The following is a 15,713-nucleotide window of genomic DNA, read 5'->3' as shown; positions in this document are numbered from 1 at the left end:
CCCGTTTGAGAGCAGGAGGTATCACCTACATGGCATCCGATTTCTGGCTGATAGCCGGACTGGGCAACCCGGGTGACGAGTACAAGGGCACCAGGCACAACATGGGCTTCATGTGCGCCGATCTGCTGGCCGAACGCTGGTCGGTCAACCTGCGCGACCACAAGGGTCTGGCCCAGCTGGGCCGTGGCACCCTGGATCTTGACGGACGCCGCACACCCTTCTTCCTGGCCAAGCCGTTGACCTTCATGAACGACTCCGGCGATGCCCTGGCCTCCATCTGCTCTTACTACCACATACCGGTTGGCCGGGTCGTGGTCATCCATGACGACATGGATCTGGAATTCGGCCGGATCAAGGTCAAGGCCGGCGGGTCCTCGGGCGGGCACAACGGCATCCGTTCCATCGACCGCTCCCTGGGCAGCAACGCCTACGCCCGGGTCCGCATGGGCGTGGGGCATGCCCGGAGAGGTCCTGACGCCCACCGCCGCACTGTGGACTGGGTTCTGGGCACCTTTGTCGGCGATCAGCGCAAGCGTCTGCCCGAGTTTCTTGCCGACGGCGCGGATGCCGCAGAAACCGTGATCATCAAGGGCCTCAACCAGGCTCAGGAGCAGTTCAATGGTCGATGAGCAAACCCAGAAGACAGAGCCCCAGGAATCGCTGAACGGGTCCCTGCGTCCTCTTCTGGACGATCTGCAGGCGGATGTTGCCTTCAAGAGGTTGGTCCAAGGAGACTCCGAGCCTGCTGCCGACACCGACACCTCCCTCATGGTGCAGGCTCCCCAGGGGATTAGGCCAGCCCTGGCCGCAGCAGCAGCCGGACGTGCCCCAGTCGTTCTGGTGGTCCCCTCCGAGCGTGACGCCCAGGAGATGACCGGTGCCATCCGCTCTTGGTACGAGGGTGATCCTGGCGATGTGGCCCTGTTGCGCTCCTGGGAGACCCTGCCTCACGAGCGGCTCTCGCCCCGGGCAGACACCGTGGCCTCCCGGATGGCTGTCTTCAGGCGGCTGGCCCATCCGGTCCAGGACGACCCTGACTTCGGACCCATCCGCATCCTGGTCATGCCCGTGCGCTCCCTCTTGCAGCCGGTGGTCAAGGGTCTGCAGGATGTGGAGCCCCTGGTCTTTCTGCGCGGCCAGGAGCTGCCATTGGATCAGGCCGTCGAGGCTCTGGTCCGCAACGCCTACACCCGGGTGGACCTGGTTATGGAACGCGGGCAGTTCGCCGTCCGAGGCGGCATCCTGGATGTCTTCGTCCCTACCATGGCCCATCCGGTGCGCATCGAGTTCTTCGGCGACGAGGTGGATACCATCCGCAGCTTCCACGCCTCCGACCAGCGCACCTACGGCCCCGACCTGGATCGGATCTGGGCGCCGCCCTGCCGTGAGCTGCAGCTGACCGACCAGGTCCGTGCCCGTGCCCGCTCCCTGATCGGGAGCATCCCCAACGCTGACGACATGCTGGAGTCCATCGCCCAGGCCATTCCTGTGGAGGGCATGGAGTCCCTTCTGCCTGCTCTGGTCGACGACCTGGTGCCGGTGGGGTCCATGCTGCCCGAGGGCGCTCTTATTCTGCTGTCGGAGCCGCAGCTGCTGGCCCGCTCCGCCCAGGATCTGGTCAAGACCGCCAATGAGTTCCTAGCCGCCAGCTGGCATGTGGCCGCCTCCGGGCAGGGCTCGGGCGCACCCATCAGCTTCGACAGGGCCAGCTTCCTGGACTACGACGAGGTCATCTCATCCCTGGAGTACCGCAAGGGGGAGGTCTGGAAGCTGACCGATCTGTCGGTGGATCCGGACCGGGAGGGGGCCGAGCGTCTGGATGCCCTGGCCCCGGACCAGTACCGCGGCGACGAGGATCGGGCCGCCTCGGGCATCGCCTCCCTGCTGGAGCGCGGCGACCGGGTTGTGGTGACCGCTCCAGCCCAAGGCACGCTGAGCCGCCTGCGTCGGGCTGTGCAGACCACAGGAATCACCGGATTGGAGTACCACCGCTCCCTGGCTGTGGACGGCTTCGTGGACCAGTCCGCCCATCTGGCCCTGCTGACCGAGCGGGATCTGACCGGACGCACCAGCGTGGCCGCCGGAAGCAAGACCTCCAACCGTCGGCGTAAGGCCATCGACCTGGATGAGCTCAAGCCCGGCGACTACGTGGTCCACGATCAGCACGGCATCGGCCGCTTCCTGGGCATGCGCCAGCGCAGCGTGGGCGTAGGCCCCAGCAAGGGCAGCCGGGAGTATCTGGTCCTGGAGTATGCACCCTCCAAGCGCAACGCCCCGCCCGATAAGCTCTTCGTGCCGGCCGACCAGCTGGACCAGGTCAGCCGCTACATCGGCGCCGAGATCCCCAGACTCAACAAGCTGGGCGGATCCGACTGGTCGGCCACCAAGGCCAAGGCCCGCAAACACGTCCACAAGATCGCCCAGGGCCTGGTCAAGCTTTACTCGGCCCGGCAGCGGACCAAGGGCTTCGCCTTCAGCCCGGACACCCCCTGGCAGAAGGAGCTGGAGGATGCCTTCCCCTACCAGGAGACCCCCGACCAGCTGACCGCCATAGACGAGGTCAAGGCCGACATGGAGAAGCCGGTGCCCATGGACCGCCTAATCTGCGGGGATGTGGGCTTCGGCAAGACCGAAATAGCCATCCGTGCCGCCTTCAAGGCCGTTCAGGACGGTAAGCAGGTGGTGGTCCTGGTGCCCACAACCCTGCTGGTCCAGCAGCACTACCAGACTTTCACCGAGCGCTTCGAGGGCTTCCCGGTGGATGTGGCCGCCATGAGCCGCTTCCAGACTGCCAAGGAGAACCAAGCCACCATGGAGGGCCTGGCCAGCGGGGCTGTGGACGTGGTCATCGGCACCCACAAGCTGCTCAACCCGCGCATCCGCTTCAAGGATCTGGGTCTGATGATCGTGGACGAGGAGCAGCGCTTCGGCGTGGAGGCCAAGGAGACCCTCAAGGCCATGCGGACCAATGTGGACGTCCTGTCCCTGTCGGCCACACCCATTCCGCGCACCCTGGAGATGGCGGTGACCGGCATCCGGGAGATGTCCACTCTGGCCACGCCCCCCGAGGACCGGCTGCCGGTGCTGACCTATGTGGGCGCCTATGAGGATGCCCAGGTGACTGCGGCCATCCGCCGCGAGCTCCTGCGTGGGGGCCAGATCTTCTACATCCACAACCGGGTTGAGGACATCGGCAAGATCTCGGCCAAGGTGCAGACCCTGGTCCCCGAGGCCAAGGTGGGCGTGGCCCACGGCAAGATGGGGGAGAAGCAGCTGGACGGGGTCATCCGCGACTTCTGGCATCGGGACATCGATGTGCTGGTCTGCACGACCATTGTCGAGACCGGCCTGGATATACCCAACGCCAACACACTGATCGTGGACCGGGCCGACCGCTTCGGACTCTCCCAGCTCCACCAGCTGCGTGGCCGGGTGGGACGCGGTCGGGAGCGCGCCTATGCCTACTTCCTCTACGACCCCAGCAAGCCCATGACCCAGACCGCCCACGACCGGCTGGCCACCATCGCCCAGAACACGGCCCTGGGGTCCGGCTACGACGTGGCCATGAAGGACCTGGAGCTGCGCGGCACCGGCAATCTGCTGGGTGACGAGCAGTCCGGCCATATCGAGGGCGTCGGTTTCGATCTCTACGTGCGCATGGTCTCCGAGGCGGTGGAGGAGTACAAGGAGCCTGGACGGACCGAGCCGGTCACCGTCAGCATCGACCTGCCCCTGGAAGCCTCCATTCCAGTGGACTACATCGATTCGGACAAGCTGCGTCTGGAGGCCTACCGCAAGCTGGCCTCGGCCCGCAACGAGCAGGATCTGCGCGATCTGCACGAGGAGCTGACCGACCGCTACGGTCGTCCGCCGGCCCAGTTCGATACCCTCTTTGCTGTAGCCAGGCTGCGGGCCAAGGCTCGCTCCCTGGGCATTGCGGAGATCGCCTCCCAGGGCTCCAGGGTGCGGATCAGGCCCGTGACCATGCCCGACTCCCTGCAGGCCAGGATCGCAAGAATATACAAGGGCAGCCAGTACCGCCCGGTGACGCAGACCCTGCTGATTCCGGCACCCTTCGCCGGCTCCCTGGGCTCTGGTCCCATGGATTCGGCGGCCATGACCGCCTGGGTGGACACCCTGCTGGACGACCTGGCCTGGGGGCTGCCCAAGTCCTCCGACGATGGCACGCCAACGGGTACCGCGCCCGTCCAACAAAACTAGTATCCTGTAAGAGACATCACAACAACTTATTGAAGGAGCAGTTGTGGCAGCAATTGAAAGCGTGTTCGCGCGCGAAATTCTTGATTCCCGTGGCAACCCGACCGTCGAGGTCGTTCTGCAGACCGAGGACGGCGCCGAGGGGCGTGGTCTGGTTCCCTCCGGTGCCTCCACCGGCGAGGCCGAGGCCTGGGAACGTAGGGATGGCGACAAGAAGCGCTATCAGGGCAAGGGTGTGCTGGATGCCGTCAAGGCGGTCAATGAGACCATCGCTCCCAACGTCATCGGTATGGACGCCACCGATCAGCGCGCTCTGGACGAGACCATGATTGATCTGGACGGCACCCCCAACAAGGGCAAGCTGGGCGCCAACGCCATTCTGGGTGTCTCCCTGGCCGCGCTCTATGCGGCTGCTGAGTCCGCCGAACTGCCTCTCTACCGTTACCTGGGTGGCACCAACGGCCACATTCTGCCTGTGCCCAACATGAACATCATGAACGGCGGCGCCCACGCTGACTTCGCCACCGACATCCAGGAGTACATGATCTCCCCCTACGGCTTCGACTCCTACCGGGAGGCCCTGCGCGCCGGCGTCGAGGTCTACCACACCCTCAAGGGCATCCTGAAGAAGGACGGCCACGAGACCGGCTTGGGCGACGAGGGCGGCTTTGCCCCCAAGATGAAGTCCAATGAGGACTCCCTGAAGTACATCGTCGACGCCATTGAAGCTGCCGGCTACGAGCCCGGCAAGCAGATCGGCCTCTGCCTGGACGTGGCCTCCTCGGAGTTCTACAACAAGGACACCGACAAGTACCACTTCGACGGCGAGGACCGTGACGCCGACTACATGCTGGACTACTACCAGGGTCTGGTCGAGCGCTACCCGCTGGTCTCCATCGAGGATCCCTTCGCTGAGGAAGACTGGGGCGCCTGGCAGAAGATCACCGCCGCCATGGGCGACCGCCTGCAGTTCGTGGGCGACGACCTGCTGGTGACCAACCCCAAGAGGCTGCAGAAGGGCATCGACCTGAAGGCTGCCAACTCCCTGCTGGTCAAGCTCAACCAGATCGGCACCGTGACCGAGACCCTGGACGCCATCGAGCTGGCCACCGCCAACGGGTTCACCTCCATGGTTTCCCACCGTTCCGGCGAGACCTCCGACACCACCATCGCCGACCTGGCCGTGGCCAAGAACACTCGCCAGATCAAGACCGGTGCCCCGGCCCGTGGCGAGCGCATCGCCAAGTACAACCGGCTGCTGGAGATCGAGGAGGAGCTGGGCTCCACCGCTGAGTACGCCGGCTACAGCGCCTTCAAGGCCTGCAAGAAGTACACCAAGTAAGGCCTTGCCAGTCAGGTCTTGGCCTCTGCAGGTTTTGACCCGACTGTGAAGTCTTTCACCCGTGGCGGTCCGCGTCGGCTGCCGCGGGTATTTTTATGGGTATGGCCAAGAACAAACGTGACGGCGGCGACCGGCGGACAAGCAGGCGGTCGTCGGGACCCATCACCTTCTTTGTGGCGGTCATCATCGTGGCCCTGGGGCTGATCCAGCTGGTCTCCACCTTCCACGCCTATGCCATCAATCTTTCCGAGCTCAACGGCCTGCGCAACCAGCAGGCACAGTTGGTCGAGCACAAGCGTGACCTGGAGAACCAGATCCGACGCTGGGACGACAAGGCCTATGTGACCGCGCAGGCCCGGGATCGGCTGGGATTCGTCTTCCCCGATGAGGAGGCCATCCGGGTTCTGCATCCGGAGGCGGTCACGGGCAACAAGGACAAGGATCAGGCCGGCAGCAAGGGGGTTCGGGCTCCCAGGAAGAACTCCCTGCCCTGGTATCAGGAGATGGCCTACTCCTTTGCCAAGGCCGACCAGGATCCGGCTGCCAATGGGAGCAAGGGAGCGTCCGGTCCGACCGGCTCTGCCAGTCCGTCCGGTTCAAGTAGTCCAGGTGGCTCTGATAGCCCCTCCCCATCCGAGGGCGGGGGAGCGCAGTGAACTTCGAAGGCACGATTTCGTCGCGCCAATGGTTAATGAACTTAGCAGCAGGGAACAATTAGGAAAGATGAGGACAGCGTGATCAAGGCCCAGGGAAGGCCCCAGGCAGCAGTGGAATCTCAAGCCGCAGACAAGACCCGGGTCGAGTCTACAGTCTCCAGCCTGGTTACTGACCGGGACCTGGCGGCGATAAGAGATCGAGTCCAGGAGCTTCTGGCAACTCCGGCCACACCGGATCAGGTAGCCGTCGTGAACAGGCAGCTGGGCCGGTATCCACGGGGCATGGTGGCTGTGGGCGCCCGTTGTGTCTGCGGCAATCCGCTGGCTGTGGTCACTCGGCCCCAGCTGGAGGATGGCACGCCCTTTCCGACCACCTGCTATCTGACCAGTCCCGAGGCCGTCAAGGCTGTCTCGCGGCTGGAGGCCGACGGCATCATGGCCGATTGGAATACCGAGCTCGGTGCCGATCCGGACCTGGCCAACGCCTATTGCAGGGCCCACGAGCTCTATCTGGCCTTCCGCTCTGCCCTGGCCCAGCGGCTGGGCGACGACGAGGGTCACATTGCCGGAATCTCGGCCGGCGGCATGCCCAGGCGGGTCAAGTGTCTGCATGCTCTGACCGCCCAGTCCCTGGTGATGGGACCCGGGGTCAATCCTCTGGGTGACCGGGTCCTGGATCTGGTAGGCCAGGTATTCGACCCACAGGTCTGCAGGTGCGCCCAGCCTTGGACTGAGACATCAGGGCAAGCGAACCAGCAGGAAAACCAATGAAGGGGGCTTCCATGGATCAGGTAACGGTGGCGGGCGTGGACTGCGGCACCAACTCCATACGTCTGCTGATAGCCCAAGTGGACCAGCAGGGGTTGCATCCGGTGGCTCCCAGGTTGATGCGGGTCATCCGGTTGGGGGAGGGCGTGGACCGCAACCACCGCTTTTCCGACCAAGCTCTGGAGCGCGCCTTTGAGGCCTGCCGGCTCTTCTCCCAGCAGCTGCAGGAGCACCCGGTGGATGGCCTGCGCTTTGTGGCCACTTCGGCCACCAGGGATGCCGACAACCGCGAAAGCTTTGAGGAGGGGGTGCGCTCCATCCTGGGGGTCACGCCTGAGGTCATCAGCGGCTCCCAGGAGGCCTCGCTGAGTTTTCTGGGCGCGGTCAGCGTGCTGGAGCAGCGGGGCAGCGACGATATGCCTCCCGCACCCTACCTGGTGGTCGACCTGGGTGGCGGCTCCACCGAGCTGGTCCTGGGCGGGGACGGAAAGAGCCTGCCTGTGGACCAGGTCAGGGCTTCTTACTCCATGAACATCGGCTCTGTGCGGATGACCGAGCGCCATCTGCTGGATGATCCGCCCACCCAGGAACAGGTTGACCAGGCGCTTGAGGATGTTGACGGCTGGATCGACCGGGCCTTCGATCAGGTGCCTGTAGCAGGGGTAGGCAGTCTGATCGGAGTCTCCGGCACGGTCACCACCATGAGCGCCCTGGCCCTGGGATGCCAGGTCTACGATCGCCAAGCCGTCGATGGCCAGTCCATATCTGTTGAAGCGGCCCGTCGGGTTGACGACCGGGTGCTGCACATGAGCCGGCAGGAACGTCGGGAGCTCAAGGCCATCCATCCCGGGCGCGTGGATGTGATCGGCGGTGGCGCCTTGATTTGGAGCCGTCTGCTTGAGCGACTGGGCCAGGCCAGCCCGAGTGCCTTGGCTTCGGGAACCTATGTGGCCAGCGAGCACGGCCTCCTGGATGGCCTGGTCCTGGACTACGGCAGGACCCTCCTGCGCGAATGATATACTAAGGCGTTATGGGTTAAGGCCCCGGTGGCGAAATGGTATACGCATCGGACTTAAAATCCGCCGCCTTCACCGGCTTGTGGGTTCGATTCCCACCCGGGGCACCACGGCCTCATCGGCTTGGACGGCAGTGTCGCAACTTGTCACCCGGCCGACGAACCGATACTCTGGTACGCAAGAAAACCAAAGGAGTTGTCATGAGTGACCAATCCATGCCCGAGGTGAACGCCGAATTCGGCGCCACGCCGACCATAACCTTCCATGGTCCGGCACCCACCGGGCTGCGCGCCGTGGAGCTGGTCGAGGGGGACGGGCCTGTCGTCCGCAAGGGCGATACTGTCACCGTCAACTATCACGGTGTCGTCTGGGGTTCGGATCAGGTCTTCGACTCCAGCTTCCAGCGCCATCAGCCGGCCAGCTTCGGCATTGGCGTGGGGCAGGTCATTCGCGGCTGGGACCAGACGGTGCCCGGCCACAACGTGGGGTCCAGGTTGGTGGTCTCCATCCCGCCGGAGTATGGATATGGTCGTCAGGGGATGCCCCAGGCGGGCATCGGCGGCGACGATACCCTGGTCTTCGTGATCGACATCATTTCGACACGGTAGACAAGGGTCTCCAGGCGCCGGTGAGGGCCGGCGCCTTTTTCATACCCTTGACTTTGCAGTTCAGGTCGGGCCACGAGACAAGCGCATCAAACAAGGAGGAATCACATGGCTGAGGAAAAGACGATTCTGCTGACACAGGCCGCTTACGACAAGCTGAAGGAGGAGCTTGACCACCGTCAGGGCGAGTACCGCGACGAGATTACCGAACGCATCGCGGCGGCTCGGGCCGAGGGTGATCTGAGCGAGAACGGCGGCTATCAGGCCGCCCGCGAGGAGCAGGGCAAGAACGAGGGGCGGATCAATGAGCTGATCGTCAAGCTTCGCAACGCCAAGATCCTCAAGGCCCCCAAGGCGGGCACGGTGGGCAACGGCTCCCTGGTGACCCTGACCATGGCAGGCAACGAAATGGTCTATGTGCTGGGCTCCAGGGATCTGACCGTGGCCACCGACTACGACGTCATCAGCCCCGAGTCGCCCATCGGTGCGGCTCTCATGGGTGCCAAGAAGGGCCAGACCGTGACCTACAAGGCCCCCAATGGCAAGGACATCTCGGTCACCGTCAAGGATGCCCAGCCCCTCAAGTAGCGGGACGACCCCTCACCGTCCCAGTCCGGCCTGAATGAAGCCGCTCCCCGCCATAGTCGGCAGGGGGCGGCTTCGTCTATGAGCGACCGCCCTGTGAATGACTTCCTGACTCTTAAGGCAGGCCGAATGTTTTTATTGAAAAGGCGATGAGACCAGCGAGCTGCTCAGCGTAGGTTGCAGACCACCAGGTAGATGGCCACGATGTGGCAGGCGTAGCCGATGACCGTGCCGCAGTGGAAGATTTCATGGAAGCCGAAGACGCGTGGCCAGGGGTCCGGCCGGCGCAGGCCGTAGACAATCGCCCCTAGGATGTAGGCCAGGCCGCCGGCCACGATCAGCCAAACTACCGGTGGGCCGGCCATGGGGGAGTCCCAGAAGAGCTTCAGGAAGCCCACACCTGAGACACCGAAGACTACGTAGACCAGGGTGTAGAGCCAGCGGGGGGCCTCGATCCAGAAGACGTGGACGATCATGGCCACCAGGCTGGCCCCCCACATGCCCAGGATGATGATCCGCCGCCAGAAGGGGTCCAGTGCGAAGGAAATGGGTGTGTAGGTGCCGGCGATGAGCAGGAAGATGTTGACGTGGTCCAGGCGGCGCAGCACGTCAGTGGTCCCCGGGGTCCAGTCGCCCAGATGATAGAGGGCGGAGTTGCCGAAGAGGGCCAGCGAGGCCACCATGAAGACCGCACAGGCCAGCTTGAGCCCAGTGCCGTGGGCCAGGCAGATCAGCACAATGCCGGCGGCCAGGGCCAGGGGGGCGGCCACGGCGTGGATCCAGCCGCGCAGGAGGGGCTTGGGACGGCCGTGGACATCCAGTCGGACCTTGCGCTCGATCTCCATGTCGGGGATGCCCTCGATCCGCGAGGCCTTGATCTCGGCCTTGGTGATGATCCGGGCCGCCTTGGCCTTGGCCTTGGCACGCACCGCGTCAGCCTTGGCCTGCAGATGGGCCTCATGGGCCACCTCGGCATCCCGGCGCAGGTAGGTCAGCTCCTGACGGCGTTGCTGACGGCGGCGTTCGAGATCGGGATCGACCTCCTGATCCTCGGACGGTCTGACGTCCTCGCTGGTCCTGGTTGCCATGACCCTCCCTTGGCCCCTTGACTGGTCCGGACCTGTCGGGTTCGGTCGCCGGGGTAAAACATCCGTGAACCACCCTACCCTAGACCTGTGTATGGGACGTGCTGCCATCATCGCCCTTGGCATGACCTGCCTGTCTGCTTGCGCAGGCCCTTTGTATGATGGAGGGCATGGCTGATTTTTCCGAGATTCTGGCATCCTGCGACGACTGCAACGAGGAGGACCGCGAGTGGCTCCACCACCTGGTGGCCGACTGGCAGGTCATCGCCGATCTGAGCTTTGCGGACCTGCTGCTCTTGCTGCGCACCGGCGAGGGGGAGTTCACCGTGGCCGAGCAGTGCCGGCCCTCCACGGTCATGTCCCTGCGCACCGAAGACGTGGTGGGGGAGCACTTCCCGGCTGATCGCCGCGAAGAGCTGGAGGCGGCCATGCAGTCCAAGGGGGTGCTGCGATCCAACAAGCTGCGCACCATCGGCCGCGCCACGGTCTGCGACGTCTATGCTCCTATCAGGCACCAGGGCAGGACCCTGGGTCTGGTGGTTCGCGAAACCAACATGGCCACCCGCGAGTCCAACGGTCGGTACGAGAGCGAGAGCATCAACGCGGGCAAGGAGCTCTTCGAGATGATCACCCGCGGAGAGTTCCCCTACGCGGATTCGGTGCTCAACCAGCGGCACAACGCCAGGGTGGCCGACGGTTTCTTTGTGCTGACGTCAAGTGGCGTGGTGCGTTACGCCTCGCCCAACGCCATCAGCTGCTTCCGCAGGCTGGGCTCAGTCGAGACCATGATCGGCCAGTACCTGAGCGAGATCGGCACCTCCCTGCTCAAGGAGAACGATCCGGTGCCCGACTCCCTGCCGCTGGTCCTGACAGGCAAGGCGGCCGTGGACTCTGAGCTGGACGCCAACGGGTCGGCTGTCTCCATGCGCTCCCTGCCCCTCTATGGCAAGCAGGGCAGGATTGGCGCCATCGTGCTCTGTCGGGATGTGACCGAACTGCGCCGCCGGGAGAAGGAGCTGCAGACCAAGGATGCCACCATCTCCGAGATCCACCACCGGGTCAAGAACAACCTCCAGGCCGTGTCGGCTCTGCTGAGGCTGCAGGCCAGGCGCACCAAGTCCGACGAGGTCCGTAAGGAGCTGGAGGAGGCCCAGCGACGCGTCCAGACCATCGCAGTGGTTCATGAGGGTCTCAGCCAGACCGCCGACGAGATTGTGGACTTCGACAAGGTGATCGCCAACCTGCTGAAGATGAGCGTGGATCTGGCCACCACCAGCGACCAGCACATCACCATCTCCTACGTGGGCAAGTTCGGGATGATGCCCGCCCAGGATGCCACACCCCTGTCCCTGGTGCTGACTGAACTGGTCAACAACGCGGTCGAGCACGGCTTCGAGGGCCGTGACGAGGGGCATATCACCATATCGGTGGGCCGGGGCGGCAACAATCTCAATGTGGTGGTCGAGGATGACGGTAACGGCTACAGCACCGAGTCGGATCAGGGCCAGGCTCGTTCCACCGGATCCGGTCTGGGCACGCAGATCATCAACACCTTCGTCACCAACGACTTCGGCGGTACGGTCAAGTGGGAGCCCCGCCGGGATGGCGGCACCCGGGTGGTCATCAACATCAAGCTGCGCGTGGCCCAGGACGTGTGACGCCAGGTACCTTTGAGAAAAAGAGAGGGGCGACGGCATCAAGCCGTCGTCCCTCTTCTGTTTTGCGCAATCGGGAAGGTGTCAGGACTGCATCTGCATGGCCTGGGACCTACGCGCACGCATGGCCCTGCGCTTCAGAGCCCTGCGTTCGTCCTCGCTCAGTCCGCCCCAGACACCGTAATCCTGGTTGGTGTCCAGCGCGCACTTCAGACAGGCGTCAATGACCTTGCAGGTCCTGCAGACAGCCTTGGCCTCCTCGATCTGCTGATAGGCTGCACCGGTGTTGCCGACGGGGAAGAACAGCTCAGGATCCTTGTCACGGCAAGCAGCCTTGGCGCGCCAATCAAACGCATTACTCATCTACCTAAGCCTCCAAGAAGTTTTTATCGATGCTTTTATCACTACCCTATGCAAGATAAGCACGATGAGTGACTTTTTTCAAGGGTTCATTTGTTTTACGGCTAAAGAGAACACCTGTAGCGGAATGGCGAGACCCGCTTCCAGAACCAGACACCGTCCGGGAATGGCGCTGGCCCGGGTGGGGAGGGTGGCCAGCTGATCGGCGGGGATGCCAGCTGCCAGATCGGCCCCCCGTTCGCCGCAGGGGAACACCAGACGACGGCTGAAACGCTCTGGTCTGCGCAGGGCGCTGGCCGTCTCCACGGCCAGGATCACGGTGGTTCCCTCCTGGCCTAGAGCCTCCTGCAGAAGAGGGGCCAGGGGATCCCGACAAAGCGGATCCAGCAGATCCTGGGCATCGTCAAGAATCCAGACCAATGCATGGCTGCCATCCCGACGGCCTTGAGGCGGTGACGGCACTGGGCCGGGAAAGTCCCGGCTGCTGTAACCATGACCTGTTCGACGCGTGATGCGCAGGTCGAAGCTGGGCTCAGGTCGGGCCCCTGGCTTCATCAGGGTGAGCAGGGAACGAGCCAGCAGCGCCAGCAGGGTGCTTTTGCCCCGTCCTCGAGGTCCGATCAGGGCCGTATGACTGTTGAGCGGCAGGCGATAGAGATGCAGCAGAACCCCGTCGTCCATGTGTCCCAGAGGTATCTGAGGCCATCCCGATTGCCAGAGGACCTGTCCGCAAGCAGGATCATGCTCTGGCAGGGGAGGGGAGAAAAGGGGTGCCGGCGGTCGGCTGCCGCAAAAGCGGCTGGCCTTGACGATCTGTCCCACCAGGGCCTGCGGATCAGCTGCTGGGCAGGTGCGGAAGGCCTGGGGACCCCGGCCCTGCTCCAGGAAGCCCAGACCTGGGCAGGCAGGGTCGATCGCCGTAGCACAGGAGGATCCCAGCAGCTCTCTGGACTGCAGGGGATCCCGCACCCGCAGACAGATGCCCAGGTTCATGTTGGCACGCATCTGGGCGCTGACCTGCCCCATGGTCTGCTGGGTGCAGGCCACCAGGTTCATACCCAGGGATCTGCCCTGAGAGGCCAGAGAGGTCAGCCTGTCCAGGTAGTCAGGCAGAAGTTGGCGCAGGGCCTGGAACTCGTCAATGATCACCACCAGCCGTGCCGGTGGATCGGCCATACGGGCAGTGTCCTCAACCCCCGCTCTGGCGACCAGGCGCTGGCGGCGCTCCAATTCCCGTTGAAGGCCGTTCAGCGCGCGTACAGCCCGGTCCAGATCCAGATTGGTCACGCAGCCCACGGTGTGCGGCAGTCGGGCCAACAGGCCAAAGCCGGCACCACCCTTGAAGTCCAGCAGGACCAGATTGAGCCGGTCTGGCGGCTGACTGGCGGCCAGGGCCAGACACCAGGTCTGCAGAAAGACTGATTTGCCCGAACCTGTGGTGCCTGCCACCAGGGCGTGGGGTCCGTCGTGGGGCAGATCGATGACCAGCGGACCATGATCAGGCCGGATACCGATGAACGCCGGTGCCGACCTTCCTGATGCGGCAAGCCATGCGTGGACGATGCCCTGCCAGGGCAGGCCTTGTGATCCCGAACGCCCTGACCCCAAGAGCCGGGACTCTAGCTGAGGGCCGGGGTTAGAGGCCAGTTGAGCCAGGTCCTGCAAGGTCTCGTTCTCTGTAGTCGTCGAGAGGGATGCACGGTCCGATACTGTGCCGTACTTCAATTGTGCGCCTGCCGGTGGAGTGGACGATGATCGGCGTTGCATTCGCAGCAGGCTCAGAAGCACCATGGCCAGGGTGCCAGTCAAGCTGGGCAGCAAGAGGAGGAGCAACATCCAGCGGCCCTGGCCTACTACGTACCAGATCATGCCCGCCTGGGCCAGGGCCGGAGCCGTCTGTGCAACCAGGGTCAGAATGACCTGGGCGCTTCCCCTTTTGGCCTTCTTCTCTTTGGAGTCGGCAGAGCGCCAATCGCCGTCTGCACCCCCGCTCGGGTCTGTCGACATGGTTGCTGATGAATTGGCCTTGGTCATGCCCTCAGCATGAGCTGCCCGAGGCAGGAGCGCTAGAGCAGGCCTGGCATGTGGTCGAATGTGGACGGGATTGGTGGTGTGTGCAAAGCGGGCGCTACATTCCGCCGACCGTTCCAGCGGCATGGCTGCCCTGGGCCAGTTGGTTGAACAGGTCGGTGTTGCGGGCTTGATCCAGCAGAACGGTGGAACCGATGCCTCCGCCCGGATAGTAGTCGGGATCTGTCCAGTAGACGCTTCCGGTGACCCCATTGCTGCTGCTGGCACTGCGGAAGGCCAAGACCATGCGCACGAGGTCTATGGGGTTGGCCCGCTCATCCACCACCAGGGCATCCAGACCTGCAGAAAGGACCTTGCCGGCCCTCGACGGGTTGAGTATGACCGAGGGCTGCAGGGCCTTGGCGCTGATGGCCGAGATGGCCTGACGCTGGCGTTCGGCACGCCCAAAGTCTCCCTTGGGATCCGAGTAGCGCATGCGGGTGAAGGCCAGGGCCATGCCGCCGTCGGCCTGATGGCATCCGCGAGACCAGACCATGCCGGAGTTGGGGTCGTTGACGTCTGCGTCATAGCAAAGCCTGACGCCGCCCAGGGCGTCGACCACCTTGCTGAGGCCTCCGAAACGGATCAGGGCCACATGATCGACCTTATGACCGGTGATGTCCTCGACCTGGCCGGTCAGGGCCCGGTAGCCCGATGTGTAGGCCACGGCGTTGATCTTCATGTAATCCCCGTCCTGCTTGACCAGGGAGTCGCGGGGGACCGAAATCAGGGAGGCGGCTCCGTGGCGGGGCTTGGTCAGCACCAGGATGGTGTCGGTGCGGAAGCCGGTGATGCTGGCATCCTGTCCGGCACCCGGAGAACCGTCGCGCTGGTCCGATCCCAGCAGGAGCCAGGTAGTGGCCTCTGAGCCAGGGGTATCGGTCAGCATTTTGTCGCGTGTGAGCTTGCCGTTGACCCAGAACCATCCTCCACCTGCCAGTACAACCAGTGCCAGCAGCAGGACCAGCAGCAGAATGATTACGAACTTGCGCACTGGGTGTTTACGGACGAGGGCAGTGCCGTTCCGCATGTTTCGGTTGTTGCTGTTGCCCCAGTCGTTTTTAACAGGTGCCGCCGCAGCCGCCGGCCTGGGTGTGGTTTTCGAGGAGCCACTGGTGCGTCTGGCTTTCTGATGCTCAGTCCCGGAGGAGGGGGAGAAGCTGGGAGGCGTCTGGCTACGGCTGTGTCTGGCCTCGGTGCCTGGAGATCCGGGGTCGGCCGCCGGACGGTGATGCCCGGAGGGCATGAAGCTAGGAGGCTCCTGTCCTTGTCCGCCTTGGTCTGATCCAGTCCGCATACCCTTAACCTCCGTAGCTTTGCCGACTAGGTAAGCAATAGCATGTCAGAACGACT

13 protein-coding genes and 1 tRNA gene are annotated in these 15,713 nt (G+C 64.1%); 10 read left to right on the top strand and 4 right to left on the bottom strand.

Annotated features, from left to right (window positions below; genetic code table 11):
• Nucleotides 1-29 precede the first annotated feature (29 nt).
• The 9 genes from pth to LPC22_RS00445 all read left to right on the top strand — a co-directional run bounded on the left by pth (nucleotide 30) and on the right by LPC22_RS00445 (nucleotide 9,193).
• On the top strand, nucleotides 30-629 hold the full coding sequence (pth, locus tag LPC22_RS00485) for an aminoacyl-tRNA hydrolase (protein ID WP_229131621.1): 600 nt from the start codon (nucleotides 30-32) through the stop codon (nucleotides 627-629).
• A complete protein-coding gene (mfd, locus tag LPC22_RS00480; RefSeq protein ID WP_229131620.1) occupies nucleotides 619-4,221 on the top strand; it encodes a transcription-repair coupling factor in 3,603 nt (1,200 codons plus the stop codon). The genes pth and mfd overlap by 11 nt, the downstream gene beginning before the upstream one ends.
• Nucleotides 4,222-4,264: 43 nt before the next feature.
• Nucleotides 4,265-5,560: a phosphopyruvate hydratase gene (gene eno, locus LPC22_RS00475; RefSeq protein WP_024627326.1), complete on the top strand. Its 1,296-nt coding sequence runs from the start codon at nucleotides 4,265-4,267 to the stop codon at nucleotides 5,558-5,560.
• A 95-nt stretch (nucleotides 5,561-5,655) separates the two neighbouring features.
• On the top strand, nucleotides 5,656-6,216 hold the full coding sequence (locus LPC22_RS00470) for an FtsB family cell division protein (RefSeq protein WP_229131619.1): 561 nt from the start codon (nucleotides 5,656-5,658) through the stop codon (nucleotides 6,214-6,216).
• Nucleotides 6,217-6,378: 162 nt separating this feature from the next.
• Nucleotides 6,379-6,987 (top strand): DUF501 domain-containing protein, encoded by a 609-nt coding sequence (locus tag LPC22_RS00465; protein WP_373312873.1) that lies wholly within the window; start codon nucleotides 6,379-6,381, stop codon nucleotides 6,985-6,987.
• Nucleotides 6,988-6,998: 11 nt separating this feature from the next.
• Nucleotides 6,999-8,000: a Ppx/GppA phosphatase family protein gene (locus tag LPC22_RS00460; protein ID WP_229131618.1), complete on the top strand. Its 1,002-nt coding sequence runs from the start codon at nucleotides 6,999-7,001 to the stop codon at nucleotides 7,998-8,000.
• A 24-nt stretch (nucleotides 8,001-8,024) separates the two neighbouring features.
• Nucleotides 8,025-8,110, top strand: a tRNA-Leu gene (locus LPC22_RS00455).
• Between the two features lie 90 nt (nucleotides 8,111-8,200).
• Nucleotides 8,201-8,608 carry an FKBP-type peptidyl-prolyl cis-trans isomerase gene (locus LPC22_RS00450; RefSeq protein ID WP_229131617.1) on the top strand — a complete coding sequence of 136 codons (408 nt, stop codon included), beginning with the start codon at nucleotides 8,201-8,203 and terminating at the stop codon, nucleotides 8,606-8,608.
• 105 nt (nucleotides 8,609-8,713) lie between these two features.
• Nucleotides 8,714-9,193: a GreA/GreB family elongation factor gene (locus tag LPC22_RS00445; protein WP_024627331.1), complete on the top strand. Its 480-nt coding sequence runs from the start codon at nucleotides 8,714-8,716 to the stop codon at nucleotides 9,191-9,193.
• A gap of 164 nt (nucleotides 9,194-9,357) precedes the next feature.
• Here the strand turns inward: LPC22_RS00445 and trhA are convergent, their stop codons facing one another.
• Nucleotides 9,358-10,278 carry a PAQR family membrane homeostasis protein TrhA gene (gene trhA / locus LPC22_RS00440; RefSeq protein ID WP_229131616.1) on the bottom strand — a complete coding sequence of 307 codons (921 nt, stop codon included), beginning with the start codon at nucleotides 10,276-10,278 and terminating at the stop codon, nucleotides 9,358-9,360.
• Nucleotides 10,279-10,445: 167 nt separating this feature from the next.
• Between trhA and LPC22_RS00435 the strand changes: the two genes are divergently transcribed.
• Nucleotides 10,446-11,933, top strand: a complete 1,488-nt coding sequence (locus LPC22_RS00435) for a sensor histidine kinase (RefSeq protein ID WP_101432791.1) — start codon at nucleotides 10,446-10,448, stop codon at nucleotides 11,931-11,933.
• 81 nt (nucleotides 11,934-12,014) lie between these two features.
• On the opposite strand, the gene LPC22_RS00430 is transcribed toward LPC22_RS00435, so the two are convergent.
• The 3 genes from LPC22_RS00430 to LPC22_RS00420 all read right to left on the bottom strand — a co-directional run bounded on the left by LPC22_RS00430 (nucleotide 12,015) and on the right by LPC22_RS00420 (nucleotide 15,657).
• Nucleotides 12,015-12,293 carry a WhiB family transcriptional regulator gene (locus tag LPC22_RS00430; protein WP_015021978.1) on the bottom strand — a complete coding sequence of 93 codons (279 nt, stop codon included), beginning with the start codon at nucleotides 12,291-12,293 and terminating at the stop codon, nucleotides 12,015-12,017.
• Between the two features lie 78 nt (nucleotides 12,294-12,371).
• The gene (locus LPC22_RS00425; RefSeq protein ID WP_229131615.1) at nucleotides 12,372-14,324 is read right to left on the bottom strand and encodes an FtsK/SpoIIIE domain-containing protein; all 1,953 of its coding nucleotides are present in this window, start codon (nucleotides 14,322-14,324) and stop codon (nucleotides 12,372-12,374) included.
• 94 nt (nucleotides 14,325-14,418) lie between these two features.
• Nucleotides 14,419-15,657, bottom strand: a complete 1,239-nt coding sequence (locus tag LPC22_RS00420; protein WP_229131614.1) for an LCP family protein — start codon at nucleotides 15,655-15,657, stop codon at nucleotides 14,419-14,421.
• Nucleotides 15,658-15,713 lie beyond the last annotated feature (56 nt).

Origin of the sequence: Bifidobacterium mizhiense (assembly GCF_020884755.1) — a bacterium.
Taxonomy (GTDB): Bacteria; Actinomycetota; Actinomycetes; order Actinomycetales; family Bifidobacteriaceae; genus Bombiscardovia; species Bombiscardovia mizhiensis.
The sequence above is the reverse complement of the archived record's forward strand: the minus strand, read 5'-3'. Positions and strand labels throughout refer to the sequence as shown.